This is a genomic window from Pseudomonas syringae, from assembly GCF_000737245.1.
Lineage (GTDB): Bacteria > Pseudomonadota > Gammaproteobacteria > Pseudomonadales > Pseudomonadaceae > Aquipseudomonas > Aquipseudomonas syringae_J.
The window spans coordinates 175662-197519 of sequence record NZ_JPQU01000034.1; the positions used below are offsets into that span (position 1 = coordinate 175662).

Annotated in this window: 17 protein-coding genes and 1 pseudogene; 10 read left to right on the top strand and 8 right to left on the bottom strand. The window is 58.7% G+C overall.

What is annotated here, in order from left to right:
• The first annotated feature begins 95 nt into the window (after positions 1 to 95).
• Entirely contained in the window at positions 96 to 1511 is a 1416-nt protein-coding gene (locus IV01_RS12815) for an acetyl-CoA carboxylase biotin carboxylase subunit (RefSeq protein ID WP_032628571.1), read from the top strand.
• 100 nt (positions 1512 to 1611) lie between these two features.
• The gene (gene oadA, locus IV01_RS12810; protein ID WP_032628572.1) at positions 1612 to 3420 is read left to right on the top strand and encodes a sodium-extruding oxaloacetate decarboxylase subunit alpha; all 1809 of its coding nucleotides are present in this window, start codon (positions 1612 to 1614) and stop codon (positions 3418 to 3420) included.
• 163 nt (positions 3421 to 3583) lie between these two features.
• Here the strand turns inward: oadA and IV01_RS12805 are convergent, their stop codons facing one another.
• From IV01_RS12805 to IV01_RS12790, 4 genes are all read right to left on the bottom strand, one after another.
• The gene (locus tag IV01_RS12805; protein ID WP_032628573.1) at positions 3584 to 4198 is read right to left on the bottom strand and encodes a hypothetical protein; all 615 of its coding nucleotides are present in this window, start codon (positions 4196 to 4198) and stop codon (positions 3584 to 3586) included.
• Positions 4199 to 4399: 201 nt separating this feature from the next.
• Complete coding sequence (locus tag IV01_RS12800; protein WP_032628574.1) at positions 4400 to 5074, bottom strand: GNAT family N-acetyltransferase; 675 nt, start codon at positions 5072 to 5074, stop codon at positions 4400 to 4402.
• Positions 5075 to 5085: 11 nt separating this feature from the next.
• Positions 5086 to 5532: a GNAT family N-acetyltransferase gene (locus IV01_RS12795; RefSeq protein WP_032628575.1), complete on the bottom strand. Its 447-nt coding sequence runs from the start codon at positions 5530 to 5532 to the stop codon at positions 5086 to 5088.
• A 159-nt stretch (positions 5533 to 5691) separates the two neighbouring features.
• Complete coding sequence (locus IV01_RS12790) at positions 5692 to 6315, bottom strand: FMN-binding negative transcriptional regulator (protein ID WP_032628576.1); 624 nt, start codon at positions 6313 to 6315, stop codon at positions 5692 to 5694.
• 88 nt (positions 6316 to 6403) lie between these two features.
• On the opposite strand from IV01_RS12790, the gene IV01_RS12785 reads away from it, so the two are divergent.
• Both IV01_RS12785 and IV01_RS0125070 read left to right on the top strand, forming a co-directional pair.
• Complete coding sequence (locus IV01_RS12785) at positions 6404 to 7951, top strand: PLP-dependent aminotransferase family protein (protein WP_032628577.1); 1548 nt, start codon at positions 6404 to 6406, stop codon at positions 7949 to 7951.
• A gap of 290 nt (positions 7952 to 8241) precedes the next feature.
• Positions 8242 to 9452, top strand: a pseudogene (locus IV01_RS0125070) (YeeE/YedE family protein).
• 118 nt (positions 9453 to 9570) lie between these two features.
• Here IV01_RS0125070 and tkt read toward each other — a convergent pair.
• Entirely contained in the window at positions 9571 to 11646 is a 2076-nt protein-coding gene (gene tkt / locus IV01_RS12780) for a transketolase (RefSeq protein WP_032628578.1), read from the bottom strand.
• 236 nt (positions 11647 to 11882) lie between these two features.
• Here tkt and IV01_RS12775 point away from each other — a divergent pair, with 236 nt between their 5' ends.
• On the top strand, positions 11883 to 12767 hold the full coding sequence (locus IV01_RS12775; protein WP_032628579.1) for a bestrophin family protein: 885 nt from the start codon (positions 11883 to 11885) through the stop codon (positions 12765 to 12767).
• 143 nt (positions 12768 to 12910) lie between these two features.
• Here IV01_RS12775 and IV01_RS12770 read toward each other — a convergent pair whose 3' ends face one another.
• Positions 12911 to 13783, bottom strand: coding sequence for a LysR family transcriptional regulator (locus tag IV01_RS12770; protein WP_032628580.1), 873 nt, complete (start codon positions 13781 to 13783; stop codon positions 12911 to 12913).
• A 156-nt stretch (positions 13784 to 13939) separates the two neighbouring features.
• Between IV01_RS12770 and IV01_RS12765 the strand changes: the two genes are divergently transcribed.
• Genes IV01_RS12765 through IV01_RS12745 form a run of 5 tightly spaced genes read left to right on the top strand, consistent with a single transcriptional unit; the run spans position 13940 to position 18984 of the window.
• Complete coding sequence (locus IV01_RS12765) at positions 13940 to 14977, top strand: amino acid ABC transporter substrate-binding protein (protein WP_032628581.1); 1038 nt, start codon at positions 13940 to 13942, stop codon at positions 14975 to 14977.
• Between the two features lie 29 nt (positions 14978 to 15006).
• Positions 15007 to 16161: an amino acid ABC transporter permease gene (locus IV01_RS12760; protein ID WP_032628582.1), complete on the top strand. Its 1155-nt coding sequence runs from the start codon at positions 15007 to 15009 to the stop codon at positions 16159 to 16161.
• Positions 16162 to 16169: 8 nt separating this feature from the next.
• Positions 16170 to 17258, top strand: a complete 1089-nt coding sequence (locus tag IV01_RS12755; protein ID WP_032628583.1) for an amino acid ABC transporter permease — start codon at positions 16170 to 16172, stop codon at positions 17256 to 17258.
• Positions 17255 to 18028 (top strand): amino acid ABC transporter ATP-binding protein, encoded by a 774-nt coding sequence (locus IV01_RS12750; RefSeq protein ID WP_032628584.1) that lies wholly within the window; start codon positions 17255 to 17257, stop codon positions 18026 to 18028. Before IV01_RS12755 ends, IV01_RS12750 begins: the two co-directional genes overlap by 4 nt.
• Positions 18028 to 18984, top strand: coding sequence for an isoaspartyl peptidase/L-asparaginase family protein (locus IV01_RS12745; RefSeq protein ID WP_032628585.1), 957 nt, complete (start codon positions 18028 to 18030; stop codon positions 18982 to 18984). Before IV01_RS12750 ends, IV01_RS12745 begins: the two co-directional genes overlap by 1 nt.
• Before the next feature lie 271 nt (positions 18985 to 19255).
• Here IV01_RS12745 and IV01_RS12740 read toward each other — a convergent pair whose 3' ends face one another.
• Both IV01_RS12740 and IV01_RS12735 read right to left on the bottom strand, forming a co-directional pair.
• Positions 19256 to 20260 carry an asparaginase gene (locus tag IV01_RS12740; RefSeq protein ID WP_032628586.1) on the bottom strand — a complete coding sequence of 335 codons (1005 nt, stop codon included), beginning with the start codon at positions 20258 to 20260 and terminating at the stop codon, positions 19256 to 19258.
• A gap of 41 nt (positions 20261 to 20301) precedes the next feature.
• Positions 20302 to 21750 (bottom strand): alanine/glycine:cation symporter family protein, encoded by a 1449-nt coding sequence (locus tag IV01_RS12735; protein WP_032628587.1) that lies wholly within the window; start codon positions 21748 to 21750, stop codon positions 20302 to 20304.
• Between the last annotated feature and the right edge of the window lie 108 nt (positions 21751 to 21858).

Consider the following 21858-nt stretch of genomic DNA (forward strand, 5'->3'; position numbering starts at 1 on the left):
GATCAGGCATAGGGTGTCGGTGCGGCAATCAACACACGTGCTGTTACAAATAGCCCGGTTTGCCAACCGCCTGTTCAACGGTCGAGGAAATACTCGTGATAACAAAAATCCTGATCGCCAACCGCGGTGAAATTGCTGTCCGAATCGTGCGCGCTTGCGCCGAAATGGGTATTCGCTCAGTGGCGGTCTTTTCCGACGCTGACCGCCATGCGCTTCATGTGAAGCGTGCGGACGAAGCACACAGCATCGGCGCCGAGCCACTGGCCGGTTATCTGAACCCGCGCAAGTTGGTTAACCTGGCGGTGGAAACCGGCTGCGATGCGTTACATCCGGGTTATGGCTTCCTCTCGGAAAACGCCGAACTGGCCGACATCTGTGCCGAACGTGGCATCAAATTCATTGGGCCTTCTGCGGAAGTCATCCGCCGTATGGGTGACAAGACCGAAGCCCGGCGCAGCATGATCAAAGCTGGCGTGCCGGTGACACCGGGCACTGAAGGCAATGTTGCAGATATCGCCGAAGCCTTGCTCGAAGGTGATCGCATTGGCTACCCGGTGATGCTCAAGGCCACCTCCGGCGGCGGCGGGCGCGGTATTCGTCGGTGCAACAGCCGTGAAGAACTGGAGCAGGCTTTCCCGCGAGTCATTTCCGAGGCCACCAAGGCCTTTGGTTCGGCAGAAGTCTTCCTCGAAAAATGCATCGTCAACCCGAAGCACATCGAGGCGCAGATCCTCGGTGACAGCTTTGGCAACGTCGTGCACTTGTTCGAACGTGACTGCTCGATCCAGCGGCGTAACCAGAAGCTGATCGAAATTGCCCCAAGCCCACAGCTGACGCCGGAACAGCGCGCCTATATCGGTGACTTGTCGGTGCGTGCTGCCAAGGCTGTGGGTTACGAAAATGCTGGCACCGTGGAGTTTCTGCTCGCCGAGGGCGAGGTGTACTTCATGGAGATGAATACCCGGGTGCAAGTGGAACACACCATCACCGAGGAAATCACTGGCATCGATATCGTCCGTGAGCAGATTCGTATTGCCTCGGGCTTGCCGCTTTCGGTCAAGCAGGAAGACATCATCCATCGCGGTTTTGCCCTGCAGTTCCGAATCAACGCCGAAGACCCGAAGAACAACTTCCTGCCCAGCTTCGGAAAGATCACTCGTTACTACGCGCCCGGCGGTCCCGGCGTGCGTACCGATACGGCGATCTATACCGGTTACACGATTCCGCCGTTCTACGACTCCATGTGTCTGAAGCTGATTGTCTGGGCGCTGACTTGGGAAGAGGCGATGGACCGCGGCCTGCGGGCCCTGGATGACATGCGCCTGCAAGGGGTGAAAACCACGGCGGCCTATTACCAGGAAATCCTGCGTAACCCCGAATTCCGTAGCGGTCAGTTCAATACCAGCTTTGTCGAAAGCCATCCTGAACTGACCAACTACTCGATCAAGCGCAAACCCGAAGAGCTTGCCCTGGCCATCGCCGCCGCCATTGCCGCGCATGCGGGCTTATAGATAAGCAGCGGCAAGCCTCAAGCCGCAAGCTTCAAGCAAAAGCAGATCTGCTTTTACTTGCGGCTTGTAGCTTGGAGCTTGCAGCTATGAGGAGATCCAAATGTCCAAGAAGATCTTTGTAACCGACACCATCCTGCGTGACGCCCATCAGTCGCTGCTGGCCACCCGGATGCGCACCGAAGACATGCTGCCGATCTGCGACAAGCTCGACAAAGTCGGCTATTGGTCGCTGGAATGCTGGGGCGGCGCGACGTTCGATGCCTGTGTGCGCTTCCTCAAGGAAGACCCGTGGGAGCGCCTGCGTCAGTTGCGTGCCGCATTGCCTAACACACGCCTGCAAATGCTGTTGCGCGGCCAGAACCTGCTGGGCTATCGGCACTACAGCGATGACGTGGTCAAAGCCTTCGTCGCCAAGGCTGCCGCCAACGGCATTGATGTGTTCCGTATTTTCGACGCCATGAACGACGTGCGTAACCTGCGCGTTGCCATCGAGGCCGTGAAGGAATCGGGCAAGCACGCTCAGGGCACCATCGCTTACACCACCAGCCCGGTGCACACCATTGCCGCGTTCGTTGAACAGGCCAAACAGATGGAGGCCATGGGTTGCGACTCGGTGGCGATCAAGGACATGGCCGGCTTGCTGACACCTTACGCCACCGGCGAACTGGTCAAGGCGCTAAAAGCCGAGCAGTCATTGCCGGTGTTCATCCACTCCCACGATACGGCTGGCCTGGCTGCCATGTGCCAGCTCAAAGCCATCGAAAACGGCGCCGATCACATCGACACGGCGATCTCCAGCTTCGCTTGGGGTACCAGCCATCCAGGCACCGAATCGATGGTTGCGGCCCTCAAAGGCAGCGAGTTCGACACCGGCCTGAACCTGGAGCTGTTGCAGGAAATTGGCTTGTACTTCTACGCAGTGCGCAAGAAGTACCACCAGTTTGAAAGCGAATTCACCGCCGTGGATACACGGGTGCAGGTCAACCAGGTGCCGGGTGGGATGATTTCCAACCTCGCCAACCAGCTCAAAGAGCAGGGCGCCCTCAACCGTATGGGTGAAGTGCTGGCCGAGATTCCACGGGTACGCAAGGATCTGGGTTATCCACCGCTGGTGACGCCGACTTCGCAAATCGTGGGCACTCAGGCGTTCTTCAACGTGCTGGCTGGTGAACGCTACAAGACCATCACCAACGAAGTGAAGCTGTACCTGCAAGGCGGTTACGGCAAAGCCCCTGGCGAGGTGGATGAAAAACTGCGTCGCCAGGCGATTGGCAGCGAAGAGCTGATTGATGTGCGTCCCGCTGACCTGCTCAAACCTGAGATGAACAAGCTGCGCGACGACATCGGGGCGTTGGCGACCTCGGAAGAAGACGTTCTGACTTACGCCATGTTCCCGGACATTGGTCGCAAGTTCCTCGAAGAACGGGCTGCAGGCACATTGAAGCCCGAAGTATTGCTACCCATCCCGGAAGCGGGCGGTGTGAGCAAGGCAGGCGGCGAAGGCGTGCCGACCGAGTTTGTCATTGATGTCCACGGCGAAAGCTACCGTGTGGATATCACGGGCGTCGGCGTCAAGGCTGAAGGCAAGCGCCACTTTTACCTGTCCATCGATGGCATGCCGGAAGAAGTGGTGTTTGAGCCGCTCAACGAATTCGTCAGCGGCGGCGCCAGCAAGCGCACCCAGGCCAGCGGTCCTGGCCATGTCAGCACCAGCATGCCCGGCAACATCGTCGATGTACTGGTAAAGGAAGGCGACATGGTCAAAGCCGGTCAGGCCGTGTTGATCACCGAAGCCATGAAAATGGAGACCGAAGTTCAAGCCGCCATCGCCGGCAAGGTGGTTGCCATCCACGTCGCCAAGGGTGATCGGGTCAATCCGGGAGAGATCCTGGTTGAGATCGAGGGTTGAGGTCGATTGATTCAAACGATTTTCTGTAGGAGCGCACGAGCAGCGCAAGGCTGCGATGGCGGTGGATCAGGCAGATCGCTATCGCTGCCTCGCACTGCTCATGAGCTCCTACAGAGAAATACCGGTTAGATTTCCTCTGGGGAGCCCTCGTGGCTCCCTTTTTTTATGGCTTTTTATAACGCTTCTGGATCGCCTCAGCGATCTGCCGGAAGTTGATACTTTTGGATGCGATCTTCTCCATACCGTCTTCTTTCAGGTAGCTGAACTTCACGTACAGGAGTTGGCCTTTATGTTTCTGCGCGTCGTTCAAGCCCGCGATCGATTTCCTCATGTCATTCAAACTGGTCGGGCTGGCTGCAAGCGTTACCCAGTCCGGTACAGGAATGACGCTGGCGAAATACTTTACGACGTCAACCAGCGTATTCCCGATGGGGAAAACTCCGCTGAAGCGCTCCTGGGCTTTGAACGGCGCAATGCCCATGTAGATGTCCGGCAGAGTCTTGATCTGGCTCTCGATACCATGTGTTTCATGGGAAAGCAGAAACTCCATGATCTGGAGCGGGGTGCCAACGATGATCAGGGATTGAACGCCTGCGCCAGTTTCCGAAAACAGATAGTAGTTTTTACTACCTGCCACGGCCTTCTTCAGTTCGCCGCGATCAATCATGACACTGCCATATTTGCCGTTATGCAAAATCGGAGCGGGTACGCGCCATGGGTTTGCCGGCGCTGCCTTGGTGTTTATGTCCTGCATGGAAAGAGTGTGTTCTGTAGCCATGTTCACAACATCCTTGTTGTTTCTTGCGGGTTAATAAGTGCATGCCTGTTTGGCACGAACAGAACCATACGTGTAAGCGATAAAATCTTAACTATCTGATATGTAACAGCTTGTTTGATTGCTTTGTAGGAGCGCACGAGCACTGCGAGGCCGCGATGGCGGTGTGTCAGGCACACTGCGGTTCGCGGCCACCGGCAGCTCCTACAGGCTGCGAAACGCTTCCAGCCCTTTAATTTGCTGCCCGCCTTCAAAGTTATCCGCCGCCAGCCAGCCTTCGAATGCTTTTTGCAGTTCAGGCCATTCGCTGTCGATGATCGAATACCAGGCGGTGTTGCGGTTCATGCCCTTGACCACCATATGTTGGCGGAACGTGCCTTCGTAGGTGAAACCGAAGCGGTCGGCGGCGCGTTTAGAGCGAGCGTTGTCGCCGTTGCATTTCCATTCCAGACGGCGGTTGCCCAGCGCGAAGGACTCTTTGGCCAGCAGATAAACCGCCTCGGTGCCTTTGGGCGTGCGCTGCATGGCGGCGCCGAAGGTCACGTGGCCGATCTCGATACGGCCGTGGGCCGGCACGATGGACATCAGACTCAGGCAGCCTTCGACTGCGCCGGTTGCCTGATCGACCACCGCGTAGAACCAAGGGTCAGTGTCGGCGGCATGACGGGTGAGCCAGGCGTTGAACTCAGTACGCTCTGAAAAAGGCCCGTAAGGCAGGTAATCCCAGAGCTTGCGGTCCGAGTTCGGGCCTTCCAGTGCCGTCCACAAACCATCGGCATGGCGCGCGACATCGAGTTTCTCCAGGCGGATAAAACGACCTTCAAGGGTGTGGCTATCCGGCAGCCTGGCTGGCTGCCAATCGGTAACACATGTCGACATGGGCGCATTTCCTAGATCATTTTGCGAAATTGAATGTAACCCGGGCGCTCGGCGATGCGCTCGTAAAGCTGGATCGCCGTGGCATTGGTTTCGTGGGTCAGCCAGTGGACCTTGTCGCAGTTGTTGGCTCTGGCGGTGGCGTAAACGTGCTCGATCAACAGTCGGCCAATACCTGTGCCCCGTTGTCCGGGATCGACCAACAAATCCTGTAGATAACAGGCATTGGCAACACTCCAGTTCGAGCGATGGTAGATGAAATGGACCATGCCCACCGCCTTGCCGTCCAGCCAGGCCAGCGCGGCGTTGGTGGGTTCGGCCGGATCGAGAAAGCGTTGCCAGGTGCTGGCGCTCACCGCGTCAGGCAACTCGGTTTTGTAGAAGGTCAGGTAGGCATGCCAAAGCGGCAGCCATGCGGCGTGATCCTGTTGGCTGACGGGGCGAATCTGGATAGCGGTCACAGGAGTCTCCTAAGCACAACGATTGAGTTGGAATACGTTTCCGTAGGAGCGCGCTTGCCCGCGATAGCGATGGATCAATAACGTCATTGTTGACTGACCTGACGCTATCGCGGGCAAGCGCGCTCCTACGAATTCTTTGAAACATAGAGCCATCTACATTCAGCTCATCAACTGCGCCAGCTCCCGGTCTTTGCCATCTGCGCTGGCTGCCAGGCCCTCATGTACACCATTGACGTCTTCGGCCGAGCGGTTCTGGCTGAGTTTGCGCTTGCCTTCAAGGCGTTCGATGGGTAACGCAAAGCCAACGATGGCGCCGAGCATTTTCTCGATGTACTCGGCAGGCGCATCGGCCACGGCCCAAGGGCTCGCGCGACCGGCTTCATGCTTGTCGGTCAGGGCGCTAACCACCTCCAGTAGGCGCTGCGCATCGCTGAACACGTCTGCGATGCCGTAGGCATGAACCGCCACATAATTCCACGTAGGCACGACCTTGCCGTGCTCGGCCTTTGCCGGATAAAACGCCGGGCTCACATATGCATCAGCGCCGGGAAAAATAATCATCACTTCTGCGCCATCTCGCAGCGCTCGGCATTGAGGGTTCGCCCGGGCGAGATGGCCGTAAAGGGTGCCATTCGGACCTTGTTCGCGACGCAGCAGCAACGGCAGATGGCTGGCCTGCATGCCGGTTTCATTGTGAGTGACCAGGATCGCCAGGCGGGTGTGTTCGATCAGCCCGTGAAGGCTCGCGATATCGTCATCTCTGAAGGCGGCAGGGGTATACATAAAATTCTCCTTGGCGACGGGATCAATCCTAGGCAGCCTATTGGTTTGTTGTAAGAGCCATTTAAGCTCAATTCGATAGGGCCAATACATGTCCGAACTGCCGCCGTCTTTCCCGTTCAGCCTGGCCGGTATCGAACTGGACCGCCGTCAGGGTTTAAGCCGCCAGCTGTATCAGGCCTTGCGTGTACGAATACTCGACGGACGCGTGGGTAGCGGCACGCGATTGCCTGCCAGCCGTGATCTCGCTGCGTCGCTTGGCATTTCGCGTAACAGCGTGATGCGTGCCTATGACCAGCTCTACGCTGAAGGCTTCACGGAGGGGCGCATTGGTGACGGCACTTACGTAGCGCGATTGACCGGCCAGGTATCGGCAGTCAAAAAACTATCCACAAAAGTGTCCACAGGCTTATCAACAAGCTTACCCACAGGCTTATCCACAAATATCGCTGAATCAGCTGGATTTTCCACTGACGAAGTTATCCACAGCTCGGCGATAGAGCTGCTTAAACAGCATCATTTAAGTCGGCCTTCATCCAGCGGGCCTCGTGCTTTTCGCGTCGGTGTTCCGGCGTTCGATCTGTTCCCGTTTGAAGTGTGGGGCAAGCTGTACGCGGCTTTCTGGCGCAAACCTGATCTGGCTGTGCTGGGTTATGGCGAAGCGGCAGGCTTTAGACGGCTGCGTGAACTCATCGCAGTTTATCTGCGTACCTCGCGAGGTTTGCAGTGCAGTGCTGAGCAAATAGTAATCACCAGTGGCGCACAGCAAGCCATAAGTCTTTGTGCACAGCTGTTGTTAGAGCCTGGCGACGGTGTGGCGATCGAAAATCCGGGCTATCGGGCCGCGGGTCATGCGTTCGCCGTGGCCGGCGCGAAATTGCAGGGCGTTGCCGTAGACGAGGAGGGCATGCGCGTCGCGCAGGTTGAGCAAAGTGACTGCAAATTGGCTTATGTCACGCCCTCCCATCAATACCCGATGGGGGTCGTCATGAGCCTGGCCCGCCGTCTGGAACTGCTCGCCTGGGCGCAGAAGACTCAAGGCTGGATCGTCGAAGACGACTATGACGGCGAATACCGTTACAGCGGTGCCCCGTTGGCACCTCTGGCGGCATTGGATCGGGCGGGGCGGGTCTTGTATGTCGGGACCTTCGGCAAGATCGCTTATCCGGGTTTGCGTCTGGGCTATCTGGTGTTACCGGTCGAGTTGGTCGAACCGTTCAGCCAGCGCCGCGCCGTGGACATGCGCCACTCGGAGATCAGCACTCAGGCGGTCATGGCTGAATTCATCGCCGCAGGGCATTTCCAGCGCCATATTCGCCGCATGCGGCGTGCAGCCCTGAGCCGTCGCAATGCCTTGCTGAGCGGTTGGCCTGATGACATTCGCGGCTGTGCAACCCTGCCCAAGGTGGTTGCGGGGCTGCATGTGGCGGTAAGTGTCGACAGCGTCCAGCGAGAAAAGGAACTCATCGACAAGGCTGAAAGCGTGGGCGTCGAAATCACTCCGTTGAGCAGCTATTGGCTGTCCGAATCCAGTGAGCCTGCGGATGAGCGGGCAGGGCTGGTGCTGGGATTTGCGGCGGTACCGGAAGTGGATATTGCCAGTGCGTTGGAGAGATTGAAGTCGGTTTGGCGGGATTGATATGCACCGCTGGCGAGGCGTCAGTGCGGACAATGGATCAGCATGGCCTGTTAATCGCCTCGCCAACAATTAGGCTCCTACCGGGACTTGTAGTCGGCCCAGCATTTGTGGGAGCGAATTCATTCGCGAAGGGGGCGGTACATCCCATATAGATTTGTCGGCTGAAATACCGTATTCGCGAATGAATTCGCTCCCACAGGATGGTTCACAGCTCAAGGGTACTTCGGCAGGATCATGAAAGCTTGCGCGCGATATACTCCCCGCCATTCCCCTTTCAACCGAGACCATCCATGAGTACTTCTCTTGCTGCGGCACCCGCTCGCAAGCCCGGTGCGCCGCTGATTGCTGCGTTTATTCTGTTGTTCATTGCGATGTTCCTGCTGAGCAGCGTTGGCGTGCGCCAGGTGCTGTTGCTGATCGTCGGCGCAGCGCTGGGCCTGACCCTTTACCACGCCGCTTTTGGCTTTACTTCGGCATGGCGCGTATTCATTCGTGAACGCCGTGGTGCTGGGCTGCGGGCGCAGATGGTGATGCTGGCCATTGCCGTCGTGCTGTTTTTCCCGGCGCTAGGGGCGGGCACGTTGTTTGGCCAGCCGGTAAATGGTCTGGTAGCGCCAGCCGGTGTGTCCGTGGTGTTCGGTGCCTTTATCTTCGGTATCGGCATGCAGCTGGGCGGTGGTTGTGCGTCCGGTACGCTGTTCACGGCGGGCGGCGGCAACGCGCGGATGCTGGTGACCTTGCTGTTCTTCATCCTCGGCTCGCTGATTGCGACCCATCACGTGGACTGGTGGTTTGCACTGCCGTCGTTCCCGGCCACCTCCATCGTCAAAGTTTCGGCGTGATCCCGGCGCTGGTCCTGAGCCTGGCGGTATTTGCCGTCATCGCCTTTGTCACGGTACGTCTGGAGAAGCGGCGTCATGGTCAGCTGGAAGCTGCGGTGACCAGCGAGCACGTTGGCTTGCGCCGATTCCTGCGCGGGCCATGGCCTCTGGTGTGGGGTGCGATTGGCTTGGCTTTGCTCAACTACGCGACCCTGGCCCTGGCCGGCCGTCCATGGGGCATCACCTCGGCGTTCGCCTTGTGGGGCGCGAAGGTGGCGGGTTCGCTGGGCGTGGATGTGGGCAGTTGGGCGTTCTGGCAGATGCCGGCAAACGCCAAGGCGCTGGCCGCTCCGGTGTGGGAAGACATCACCAGTGTGATGGACATTGGCATCATGCTCGGTGCGTTGCTGGCTGCTGGCCTTGCAGGACGTTTCGCCCCGAACCTGAACATCCCGGCTCGCTCCATCGTGGCGGCGGTGATTGGTGGCTTGCTGCTGGGTTACGGTTCGCGTCTGGCTTATGGCTGCAACATCGGCGCGTACTTCAGCGGAATCGCCTCTGGCAGTCTGCATGGCTGGTTGTGGCTGGTGGCTGCGTACGTCGGGAACGTAGTTGGCGTGAAGTTCCGGCCGTTCTTCTTCGCCGGTGAGAAACCGCAGGTGGCGTTGAGCGGCTGTTGATGTAACAGAACCCCAAATCTCGTAGGAGCGCGCTTGCCCGCGATGGCGGTGTATCAGTCACATTGTCACTGGCTGACCTGACGCTATCGCGGGCAAGCGCGCTCCTACGGAAGATTGTTTATTTACCCATCTGCTCCTTCGCCAGCTTCACGATGTTCTCCACAGTGAAGCCAAACTTGGCCTGCAGCTTATCGATAGGGGCCGAGGCGCCGAAGGTGGTCATCATGACCTTGGCGCCCGTGTTGCCCACGTAACGGTCCCAACCCAGGGGCCCAGCCTGTTCCACGGCGACCCGAGCGGTAACCGCCGGCGGGAATACGCTGTCGCGATAGGCCTGATCCTGATCCTCGAACAGCTCCCAACTCGGCATCGACACCACACGTGCGGCAACGCCCTGTGCCTTCAGTTGTTCGAAAGCCTCGACTACCAGGCTGACTTCGCTACCCGTCGCCATCAAAATCACCTCCGGCTCGCCGTCTTTGGCATCGGCCAGCACATAGGCGCCTTTTGAAAGCCCTTCGGCGGATGAATACTGCGTGCGATCCAGCGTCGGCAGCGGTTGACGCGACAGCACGATGCAAGAAGGTCGATTGGTCTGCGCCAGAGCTATTTTCCAGGCCTGAGCTGTTTCATTGGCATCGCCGGGGCGCAGGGTGAGCAAGCCCGGCGTGGCCCGCAATTGGGTCAGTTGTTCGATGGGCTGGTGAGTCGGACCGTCTTCGCCCACACCGATGGAGTCGTGGGTGAACACGAAGACCACCGGCAACTCCATGATCGACGCCAGACGAATCGGCGGCTTCATGTAATCGCTGAATACCAGGAAGGTCGAGGTATAAGGCCGCACATAGGACAGCGCCATGCCGTTGGCAATGGAGCCCATGGCGTGTTCGCGGATGCCGAAGTGCAGGTTGCGACCGCTGTAGTTATCCGCTGAAAAACTGCCCGCACCCTCGAAGGTCAGGTTGGTTTTGGTGGAAGGTGATAAGTCCGCCGAGCCGCCCAACAGCCAAGGGATTTTGGCCGCGAAAGCGTTGAGGACCTTGCCACCGGAGGCACGAGACGCGATGCCTTTGGCGTCCGCATCAAAGGCTTCCAGATTGTCCTGCCACTGCGCGGGCATTTCCCCGGCGCGCATACGTCGCAGCTCGTCGGCCAGATCGGGTTGCTGATCTTCCAGCGCACTCAGGGCAGCCTGCCAGGCTTCATAGTCGCTGGCGTTGCGTTCAACCAGGGCATCACGCAACCAGGTGCGAGCGTCATCGGGCACCAGGAAGCTGGAGTTTTCATCCCAGCCGTAAGCCTTCTTGGTCAGCTTGATTTCGTCTTCACCCAACGGCTCACCGTGGGCCGCCGCAGTGTTGTGCTTATGGGGTGAGCCATAGCCGATCACGCTGTCGACCACGATCAACGTCGGGGCGTCATTAGTACGCTTGAACACTTCCAGGGCACGGGCCAGTGCCTCGGTGTCGTTGGCATCCGCCACATGCAGAGTGTTCCAGCCATAGCCTTCGAAACGGGTCTGCACATCCTCGCTGAACGCCAGCTCGGTGTGGCCTTCGATGCTGATGGTGTTGTTGTCGTAGATCCAGCAAAGATTGGCGAGCTTCAAATGCCCGGCCATGGACGCTGCCTCGCTGGTCACGCCCTCCATCATGTCGCCGTCGCCACACAGCACGTAAACGCTGTAGTCGAACAGCGTGCGGTCCGGCCCATTGAAGCGCTCGCCCAGCCAGCGCTCCGCCATGGCCATGCCGACGCTGTTGGCGCAGCCCTGACCCAGCGGGCCGGTGGTGGTCTCTACGCCAGTGGTCATGCGGTATTCCGGATGGCCTGGGGTTTTGGAGTCGAGCTGGCGGAACTGCTTGATGTCTTCAAGGCTTACAGCGGGTTTGCCCGACGGTTTGCCGTGCTCGTCGATTTCTACAACGCCCGCCAGGTGCAGCAGCGAGTACAGCAACATGGACGCATGGCCTACCGACAGCACGAAGCGGTCACGATTCGGCCAGTCCGGGTGCTCGGGGTGATAGCGCAGGAATTGATTCCACAGGGTGTAGCCCACCGGCGCGAGGGCCATGGGCGTACCGGGATGGCCGGAGTTGGCCTTCTGTACGGCATCCATGGCCAGAGTGCGGATGGTGTTGATGCAGAGTTGGTCGCGTGCGGTGCTTTGTTCGCTGGAAAAAGACGAGCCCATTGAATTAACCCTCGGTGACGTGTTGCTTAACAGCAGAGAAGGGTTGAGCGTAGTCGGGGCTGGTTTGTTCCTGCGGATTTTGTGATGTCAGATCGCTGCCCGCTTTATTTCTGGTCGAAACCTTAAGTGAACATTAATCGATTCAGCTTTTGTGCGGCCTGACGCGAACCATATGCGGGAAAGGGATTCGAAGCAGGGGAGTGGCGTGCATTACGCAGTCGCCCTGAGGTCATCCCATGAAACAAGCCATCATCCAGAAGTACCGATTTCTGATCAAAACCGTGGGTTATGTAGGCTGGTCGCTGTTCTGGCTGCTGATCTGGGACATCATCGTCACCGCCGATTTCATGCTGTTTCTCGATCGCAAGATCAGTCTGCCGTCCATGCCGCTGACCTTGCTGGGTTCTGCTTTGGTGGTATTGACCAGCTTTCGCAACTCCAGCGCCTACAACCGCTGGTGGGAAGCCCGCACCCTATGGGGCGCGCTAGTCAACAACTCCCGTAGCTTCGCTCGCCAGGTGCTGACCCTCATCGAGGATGACGGCGATATCAACCCCACCAAAGCCATTCTGTTGAGAAGGCATGTGGCCTACGTGAAGTGCCTGTCGGCGCATTTGAAGGGCAATTCCTGTGGCGAAGACGTGCGGTCGCTGATTACTCGCGAGGAGTATTCACGCAGACATGACACCAACAACTTCCCCAATGACGTGCTCAACGCCTCGGCTGCCTTGCTGGCCAAGGAATACGAAGCCGGTCGCCTGGACAGCATTCGTCTGGCGCGCATCGAGTCGACACTGGTGGAAATTTCCAACTGCCAGGGCGGCATGGAACGAATCGCCAACACGCCGCTGCCTTACCCGTACGTGGCGTTTCCGCGATTGTTCATCAGCCTGTTCTGCCTGATCGTGCCAATTGGCTTGGTGGATACCCTGGGCTGGTTCACCCCGCTGGCTTCAACGGTGGTGGGCTTCATGCTGCTGGCCATCGAGAAAATCGGCACCGACCTGCAGAGCCCGTTCAGCGCCAGCGAACACGAAATCCAGATGACCGCGCTGTGCGACAACATCGAGCGCAACCTGGATTCGATGCTGCGAGATGCACGGGTTGAAAGTACCGTCTGATCAACTGCTTGAATTGAAACGCTGTGCCTGTGGGAGCGGTGCTTGCCCGCAATAGAGACGCTGCGATTTATCAGATACACCGCGTCGCCTTTATCGCGGGCAAGCACCGCTCCCACAGGGGAAGCCGCAATCTTCGGGAGCAATCAGGAAATCTTTTTCCAGAACGCATCCGCGTCGGGGTTACGGTTGCCGCGCCAGCGCACCAGAATGACTTCCAGGTGATCGGATTCCATGTCCGGGTACAACCGCACCAGCTCTTTGCGCTCGATCATCGCTGCCACCATGGTGTGGGGCATGCAGGCTACGCCGTGTCCCGCTGCGGCCATGGGCTTGAGGGCTTCCGAGACAGTGGCCTCGAACACCCGGCGTAACCGGTGCGGCTCCGGGTGGCGTTTGATCTGCTTGCGCGACAAGTCATGCAATTGCGCACTGCGGGCGTAAGTCAGCCATGGAATCGACACCTCAGGATCAGTGCAACGTGCCGCCAGTTCTGGCGTCGCCACCCAGTACAGCTCGTCATGACCCAAGGACAACACTTCGAACTCGCTTTGCCGCGAATACGGCTCGGTCTGCGCATCCCGATAAAACAGAATGAAATCGCAGCGCCCCGACATTAACGCCATGTAGTAGTCATCGGTACTGCGATAGCCCGTGTCGATCCGGGTAAACATCGGCGCGTCGACGGAGGAGAACTGGCTGATCCAATCCGGGAAGAAGTTGCAGCCCAAGGTATGCAGCGATGCAAACGTCAGCGCCCGATCAATGATCTTCACGCTTTGCTCGCAATCCCGAGCCAGTCGCACCAGTTCCGAGGCGTTGGGCAGCAGCGCCTCGCCGGCAGCGGTCAGGCGGATCGGATTCTTGCTGCGGTCAATCAGCGTGGTGCCCAGGCGCGCTTCCAGCAACTGAATGCGGCGGCTGAGAGCTGACTGCGATGAGCCTCGCATACTGGCGGCGGCGGTGAATTTGCCGGTGTCAGCCAGCGCAAGAAAATCCTCGTACCAATCAATATCCATACACTATTCCAAAATTCGATAGCTCAACCAGCATAGTGGATCAACTCTTACTAACGCATGCAGGTTTTGTATGGCTATTGTGCAGGTAATCGCCACCTGCCGGTCTATCGTGGTCCATCAATCATTACAAGAATATGTCGTAGAAGGGGCAATGCTATGCAAAAACGGAATGGCCTTAAGACGTTACTCACATCATCAATGCTGCTGCTGAGTCTGGCAGGCGCTGCTGCCGCTCAGGCTGGCGTCCTCGAAAAGGTCAAGGCTCACGGCGCCGTACGTTGCGGTGTGGCCAGTGACAAACCGGGGTTTTCGCTGATTGATGACAAGGGCCAATGGACCGGCATGGACGTTGACCTCTGCCGCGCGGTTGCCGCAGCAGTGTTAGGCGACTCGACCAAGGTTGAGTACATCGCCACCACCGGCAAGAACCGTTTTACAGCATTGGCTTCCGGCGAAATTGACGTGTTGTCTCGTGCGACCTCATGGACGGCCGACCGTATCGCCAGCCTCGGTGTGGATTTCACCACGGTTTGGTTCTACGACGGCCAGGGTTTCATGACCCATGCCAAAGACGGCATCCAGAAATTGACTGATCTGGACGGCGCGACGTTCTGTCTTTCACCGGGCACTACCTCGGAACAGAACCTGGATGACTACTTCAGCCAGCGCGGCCTGACCTACAAAACCGTGATCATCGAAAAAAGCCCGGAGCTGTTCGCAGCCTTCCAGAGCGGTCGCTGCAACGCGATTTCCAACGACCTGTCGGGCCTGGCCTCGCGTCGTGCGGTCATGAACAACCCGCAAGACTACGCGCTGCTCCCTGAGATCATTTCCAAAGAGCCGCTGGGTGCATTCGTGGCTCAAGGCGATACCGTGTGGCGCAACATCGTGACTTGGACTGCGTACGCGCTGATGACCGCCGAGGAATTCGGCATCACCTCAGCCAACGTCGACGAAATGCACAGCAAGAAGGGCGGTTCGGCGGACGTTGCACGTCTGCTCGGCACTGACGGTTCGGTCGGCAAGGCATTCGGCCTGGACAATGACTGGGCGTACCGGGCCATCAAACAGGTGGGCAATTACGCTGAAGTCTACGATCGCAACCTTGGCGAAAAAACCATCCTGAACTTCCCGCGCGGGCTTAACCGCACCTGGAAAGATCAGGGTCTGCTGTACGCGCCGCCAATCCGCTGATCGCGTTATAACCCAACGGAAATACTTTCATGTGGACCCAACGCTTGCAGAACGCTCGAGTGCTGAGCGTGCTGCAGCAAGGCCTGGTTCTGGCCATTGTTGCAGCTGTGTTTTACGTGCTGGCGCATAACGCCAGCCTCAATTTGAAGGCGCTGAACATCGCCTCCGGCTTTGACTTTCTGTCGCAGCGGGCTGGCTATGACATCAGCTTCAAACTGATCGACTTCACCCCGAACGACAGCTACGGCCGTGCGTATCTGGTGGGGTTGCTCAATACGTTGCTGGTCTCGGTGATGAGTATCGTGACCGCGACTGTGCTGGGCGTGGCGTTGGGCCTGTGCAAGGTTTCCGAGAACTGGCTGATCAGTCGCCTGGCCGGCGCCAGCATCGAATTTTTGCGTAACGTGCCGTTGGTGGTGCATCTGGTCTGGTGGTACGGGCTGGCGTTGGCACTGCCTGGGGTTAAACAGGCTATTTCACTGTTCGACGTGGCGTATCTGAGCAACAGCGGCTTGATGTTGCCGTGGCCTGCCAAGGGTTCACTGGTGGGCTGGGGCGTGGCATTGATGGTCCTTGGCGCGCTGTTGGGCTTGATCGCCTGCCGCTTTCGCGACGCCAAATCCCAGTGGCGCAGCTTCACCCCTCGCCGCTGGCCGCTGCTCTTGGCAGGGGCGCTGCTGTTGCCGTTGCTGGCTTATGCCTTGAGTGACGCGCACTGGGCCTGGGAAGTCCCGGCCGCCAAAGGTTTCGGCTTCAAGGGTGGCGTGGCGCTGGTGCCGGAACTGCTTGCCTTGTGGTTGGCTTTGTCCTTCTACAGCGCCAGTTACATTGCCGAAATCGTGCGTGGCGCGATCCAGTCAGTGCAGCGCGGGCAGTACGAAGCGGCCAAGGCTTTGGGTTTCGAATATGGCCCGACCATGCGCCAGCTGATCGTGCCGCAAGCGGTTTATCCGATGATTCCGCAGGTCACCAACACCTACTTGAACATCGTCAAGAACTCCTCCCTTGGCGTGGTCATCGGTTTCATGGAAATGGTCTCGTCCACCGGCGGGACCACCTTGAACCAGACCGGGCAGGCCATTGAGTGCATCGCGCTGGTGATGGGCACTTACTGCGTGATCAGCCTGCTGATTTCCATCGCGATGAACATTTACAACCATCGCATCAGCCAGCGAGGCCATTGACGGTGAACATGATCAATCAACCCACCGCCGAGCGCCTGCCGCCCAGCAAGCCGTTGCCGGTGCAGATACGTGAATGGACGCGCGAGCATCTGTTCCCCAGTGTCGGTCATGGTCTGCTGACCATCGCCGTGCTGGCACTGCTGCTGTGGACCATCCCGGCAGCGCTGAACTGGCTGGTGTTCGACGCCACTTTTGTCGGCACCGCTCGCACCGAGTGCAACCCCCACGGCGCGTGCTGGCTGCCGATTACTCAGCGCTGGAACCTGTTCGTGTACGGCTTCTATCCGGAAGCCGAACGCTGGCGCGTCAACTTGGCGCTGTTTCTGGCGGTGTTCGCCTTCGTTCTGCTGTTCTTCAAGCGACTGGACCGTCGTCTGCTGATTGGCTATCTGGCGCTGTTGCCGGTGGTCATGTGGTGGCTGCTCAAAGGCGGCGCGGGTTTGCCGGAGATCTCGTCGACCAAGTTCGCCGGGATGATGGTGACGGTGTTTCTTGGCACGGTAGGCATGATCTTCGCCTTGCCTATCGGGATTCTGCTGGCGCTCGGGCGTCGCTCGAAGAAGCCGGTGATCCGCATGCTCAGCGTCACCTACATCGAGCTGGTGCGTTCGGTGCCGGTCATTTCGCTGCTGTTCATGGCCTCGCTGATGATCCAGCTGTTCCTGCCACCGGGTTCGGCGTTCGACATCCTGTTGCGGGTGCAACTGGTGCTGATCCTGTTCACCGCCGCCTATATGGCTGAAACCTTGCGCGGCGGGCTGCAGAACCTGCCCAAAGGCCAATACGAAGCGGCTCAGGCCCTGGGCTTCGGCTACTGGAAAACCATGGGCCAGATCGTGCTGCCTCAGGTGTTGAAACAGTCCATCGCGCCCTTGCTGACCCAGTTCATCGGCCTGTTCAAGGAAACCACGCTGGTGATGATCGTCGGCGTGCTGGACATCGTCGGCATCGCCATGAGCACCGCCGCCGCGCCGGAATGGGTGGGCTATGGCCACGAAATCTATATTTTCCTGGCGATTTATTTCTTCGTCATCTGCTTCGCACTGTCGCGCTATGCCCGACACCTTGAAAAGAAACTGGAACAGAACCGCTCATGACTGATCATCGCGAGGCTGACGCAGCCCCTATCGTGCGTATCGAGCAACTGAACAAGTGGTATGGCAAATCCCATGTCCTGCGCGACATTTCGCTGTCGGTCAAACCCGGCGAGAAAGTGGTGATTTGCGGCCCGTCCGGCTCGGGGAAATCCACTCTGATTCGTTGCATCAATCAACTGGAGCAGCATCAGCAAGGCACCATCGAGGTGTTGGGCGAAGTGCTGGATGGCAACGTGAAACGCCTGGAGCGGATTCGCCGTCAGGTCGGCATGTGCTTCCAGCATTTCAACCTGTTCCCGCACCTGACGGTATTGAAGAACTGCACCTTGCCGCAGACCTCCAACCTGGGTGTGCCGGAGAAAGAGGCCATCGAGCGTGCTCTGGCGCTGCTCGACAAGGTGCGCATGCGCGACCACGCCAACAAGTTTCCGTCGCAGTTGTCCGGTGGTCAGCAGCAGCGCATCGCGATTGCACGTGCGTTGTGCATGCAGCCCAAAGTCATGCTGTTTGACGAGCCGACCTCGGCACTGGACCCGGAAATGATCGCCGAAGTCCTGGAAGTCATGACCGGCCTGGCGCAGGACGGCATGACCATGATCTGCGTGACCCACGAAATGGGCTTTGCCCGCAAAGTGGCAGATCGGGTGGTGTTCATGGATCAAGGCGAAATCGTCGAGCAAGCGACGCCTGATCGTTTCTTCTCGGCGCCGGAATCCGAGCGCACCCGCCGCTTCCTTAATCAGATCCTCGACCATGGAGTCCACGCGTGATGGCCAATCCTATTGCTATAGCGCTGCACGGTGGCGCAGGCGTTTTGACTCCTGGTCTGCTGACCCCGGAAGACGAAACCACTATTCATGACGCCTTGTTGCGCGCGTTGAAAGCTGGCCTGACGCTGCTCGAACAGGATGGTAGTAGCCTCGACGCCGTGCAGGCGGCCGTCGTTGAGCTGGAAGAATGCCCTTGGTTCAACGCCGGTAAAGGCGCGGTGTTCACCCACACCGGCGATCACGAACTGGACGCGGCAATCATGCACGGCGCCAACCGGGAAGCGGGCGCCGTGGCAGGGATTCACTTTGTCCGCAACCCGATCCTCGCAGCGCGGGCCGTGATGGAGCATAGCGAGCACGTATTGCTCGCGGGCGTCGGTGCGGATGCTTTCCTGGAGACTCAGGATCTGGAGCGAGTGCCTAACGACTGGTACGACACCGACCTGCGTCGTCGCCAATGGCAAACCCAGCTGCAGCAGCCCAATAGTGTCTCCCTGGAACCAGGCGGCGTGGACAAGAAATTTGGCACCGTGGGCGCAGTGGCGCTGGATCGTCATGGTCATGTGGCAGCTGCCACTTCAACGGGCGGGATTACCAACAAGCGTTACGGCCGTGTAGGCGACTCGCCACTGATTGGCACAGGCACCTGGGCAGATGATCGCAGTGCGGCGATTTCTGCGACGGGCCACGGCGAATACTTCATCCGCACGGTAGTGGCGCACAACATCGCGTCCCGAGTCTTGCTGGCTGGCGAAACGCTGAATACGGCGTGCGACACGGTTGTGTCAGGCGAATTGAAAGCCATGGGCGGCAACGGCGGGGTAATTGCCGTTTCTCCAACCGGCGAAACTGCGCTGAGCTTCAACACCCCGGGCATGTATCGCGCATGGCGGGATGAGCAGGGTGGTTTGCATACGGCGATTTATGCAGCGGATGATCGGGTTCATCCAGCCTGAGTGTGGCCTGTGGGAGATTCTATGTTTGCTCGCAAGCTGACGTGGGACCGGCTTTAGCCGGGAAGGCGGCATTTCTGACGATGAAAGTGTAGTGACTGTACTGGCCTCTTCCCGGCTAAAGCCGGTCCCACGTCGTCGCGCCAATATTGAGATCACTCTCGTGCGGCGCTTGCCTGCGATAAGGATAGACGCGGTTCACTTTAGATCGCGTAAACCTTATCGCGGGCAAGCACCGCTCCCACAGGAAATCATCCAGCAAGAGCTTCGCGACTTAGCGCAGCTCCCCACACAAATCCACTTCCACCAACCGGCGCACTTCATCCAGTGGCAGACCTGCACCGAACAGCATGTGCAGTTTGCCCAGCGCAGCTTCCCGGGTCATGCCGCCGCCGGACAGGACGCCTGCGCCACGCAAACGGCTGCCTGCTTCGTAGACGTCCAGTTCAACGCCACCTTCATGGCACTGCGTAATTGCAACCACGCACATGCCTTGCTGGCGGGCGCATTCGAGGCTGGCGAGGAAGGCCGGGTCATCGCTGGGGCCGGTGCCGCTGCCGAAGCATTCGAGTACCAGACCCTGGATGCCGCTGGCGATCATCGCGTTCACCTGAGCTGCACCGATACCGGGAAACAACGGCAGCACGGCCACCGCTGACAACGCTTTAGGCTGGCGATAATCCAGCTGCGCAGGGCGCGTAACCGGGGTTTCACCAGTGTGGGCACGGTTCAGTGCGGCGAACGGATGACGACCAAAGCTGCGGATTTTCGCGCAGCGGGTCGGCGCCAACAGTTCGCCGTGGAAGTACAGGTGCACGCCAGAGGGCAAACCGTTACCCAACGCCAGCAGCGAGCCGTTGACGTTTTCCCAGGCATCGCTGTCCGGGACGCCAGCAGGGAGCATTGAACCGGTGAACAGCACCGGTGCGCTGAGCCCCAGCAGCTGGAAACTCATCGCTGCGGCGCTGTACGCCAAAGTGTCTGTGCCGTGCAGAATCAGCACTGCATCGCAGCCATCAATTTCAACAGCCTGGATCACCGCTTCACGCAGACGCAGCCAGTAGGCGGGTGTCATGTTGGCACTGTCGATCAGCGGTGCCATCTCGCGAAAGCACCATTCAGGAACGACCAATTCAGGCTGCTCGGCCAGTTGCCTGGCCATGCGCGCCTCGAAACCCGAAGCGGGAGCCAGGCCGTTGGCGCTGGCCTGCATGCCAATGGTGCCGCCGGTATAAAGAACCATGACTCGCTGAGCGGGTTTAGGCTGTTCAAGAGTCATGGTTCTTCTCCGGTATGACAGTGGTTGTAGCTCAATAACTATCAGGCTTGAGTAGCAGGCTTTGCCGTTGCCTCTACCGGATTGACCGGTGTGTGGCTCGGGTTGGCAGGCCATGCGGTGCGGTCCAGATCCAGATCCGGGAACTGGCTCGAATCAAACACTGGGGTTTTGACGCCCGCCTTACGTTGCGCATCGTAGTCACGCAGGATGCGCATGGCGACTTTGAACAACATTGCCAGGGCGATCAAGTTAACGAAGGCCAGCAGCGTCATGGTGATGTCAGCGAAGGCGAACACGGTGTTGAGATCAACAACGGCGCCCCAGAGGATCAGCACCAACACGAAAATCCGATAGCCGACGATGGCTTTCTTGCTCTCGCCAACCAGGAACCGCAGGCTGTTTTCGCCCAGGTAGTAGTTGTAGAGAATCGAGGTGAATACAAACAGTGCCAAGGCAACACTGATGAAGATTCGACCCCAGTCGCCTACCACGGCTGCCAGCGAGTTCTGTGCCAGAACGATACCGTTGCCGCTGTAACCCACGTCATAAATACCCGACAGCAGGATAAGCAACGCGGTACAGGTGCAGATCACGAAGGTATCGAGGAACACGCTGAACGCCTGAACCACACCTTGGGAAATCGGGTGCTCGACCTGAGCAACGGCGGCCACGTTTGGCGCACTGCCCAGACCGGCTTCGTTGGCGAACACGCCACGTTTCACGCCCATGACGATGGCGCTACCGATCAGACCGCCAAATACCGGGTCCAGACCGAAAGCACTTCTGACGATGGTCGCCAGCATGGCTGGAACCTGGTCGATCTGCAGCACGATGACGTAGATGGTCACGGCGATGTAGATCAGGGTTTTGACTGGCACCAGCAGATCGGAGATCGCGGCGATACGTTTGATGCCACCGATGAACGCCAGACCCAGCAGGACTACGAGGCAGATACCGGTGGTCGTGGTGTCGATGCCGAACGCGCCCTTCAGGGAGTCGGTCACCGCGTGGGATTGCAAGCCGTTGAAGGCGAAACCGAAGGTCACCAGCAGCAACACTGCCATGACCATACCGAGCCAGCGCTTACCCAGACCATGCTGGATGTAATACGCCGGACCGCCGCGGAACTGGCCTTCGGAGTCTTTGCGTTTGTAGAGCTGAGCGAGCGAGCACTCGATGAAGCTGCTGGCCATGCCCACCAATGCGGTGACCCACATCCAGAACACGGCACCCGGACCACCCAGGGTTACGGCGATGCCGACACCGGCGATATTCCCTGCGCCGACACGTCCGGCAAGGCTGAGCATCAATGCCTGGAAGGAACTGAGCTGGCCGGTGCTGTTACGTAAACTATCCCTGAAAACAGCGAACATATGGAAAAAATGGCGAAACTGGACGAAACGCGAACGAATCGTGAAGTAACCGCCGAGCCCTACGATCAGTACGATCAGCACTTTGCCCGAGAGGAAGTCGTTGATGACTTCAAGCATTGGAGAATCCTCGCTGTTGTTTTTAGGGGGCGCGCACTATACCGGTGCGCTTGTCTTGCGTCTGCAATACTTTTCCCTTGTTATTAATGGGATACGTCCGTGTGGGGT

Bases quoted from the DNA above. Each gene is read 5' to 3' on its own strand.
- IV01_RS12735 (WP_032628587.1), bottom strand. From the start codon at position 21,750: ATGCTTGAAGTCATCAACGACTTCCTCTCGGGCAAAGTGCTGATCGTA.
- IV01_RS12750 (WP_032628584.1), top strand. From the start codon at position 17,255: ATGACTGATCATCGCGAGGCTGACGCAGCCCCTATCGTGCGTATCGAG.
- IV01_RS12805 (WP_032628573.1), bottom strand. From the start codon at position 4,198: ATGGCTACAGAACACACTCTTTCCATGCAGGACATAAACACCAAGGCA.
- IV01_RS12770 (WP_032628580.1), bottom strand. From the start codon at position 13,783: ATGGATATTGATTGGTACGAGGATTTTCTTGCGCTGGCTGACACCGGC.
- IV01_RS12800 (WP_032628574.1), bottom strand. From the start codon at position 5,074: ATGTCGACATGTGTTACCGATTGGCAGCCAGCCAGGCTGCCGGATAGC.
- IV01_RS12740 (WP_032628586.1), bottom strand. From the start codon at position 20,260: ATGACTCTTGAACAGCCTAAACCCGCTCAGCGAGTCATGGTTCTTTAT.
- IV01_RS12745 (WP_032628585.1), top strand. From the start codon at position 18,028: ATGGCCAATCCTATTGCTATAGCGCTGCACGGTGGCGCAGGCGTTTTG.
- IV01_RS12785 (WP_032628577.1), top strand. From the start codon at position 6,404: ATGTCCGAACTGCCGCCGTCTTTCCCGTTCAGCCTGGCCGGTATCGAA.
- IV01_RS12775 (WP_032628579.1), top strand. From the start codon at position 11,883: ATGAAACAAGCCATCATCCAGAAGTACCGATTTCTGATCAAAACCGTG.
- oadA (WP_032628572.1), top strand. From the start codon at position 1,612: ATGTCCAAGAAGATCTTTGTAACCGACACCATCCTGCGTGACGCCCAT.
- IV01_RS12790 (WP_032628576.1), bottom strand. From the start codon at position 6,315: ATGTATACCCCTGCCGCCTTCAGAGATGACGATATCGCGAGCCTTCAC.
- tkt (WP_032628578.1), bottom strand. From the start codon at position 11,646: ATGGGCTCGTCTTTTTCCAGCGAACAAAGCACCGCACGCGACCAACTC.
- IV01_RS12765 (WP_032628581.1), top strand. From the start codon at position 13,940: ATGCAAAAACGGAATGGCCTTAAGACGTTACTCACATCATCAATGCTG.
- IV01_RS12755 (WP_032628583.1), top strand. From the start codon at position 16,170: ATGATCAATCAACCCACCGCCGAGCGCCTGCCGCCCAGCAAGCCGTTG.
- IV01_RS12760 (WP_032628582.1), top strand. From the start codon at position 15,007: ATGTGGACCCAACGCTTGCAGAACGCTCGAGTGCTGAGCGTGCTGCAG.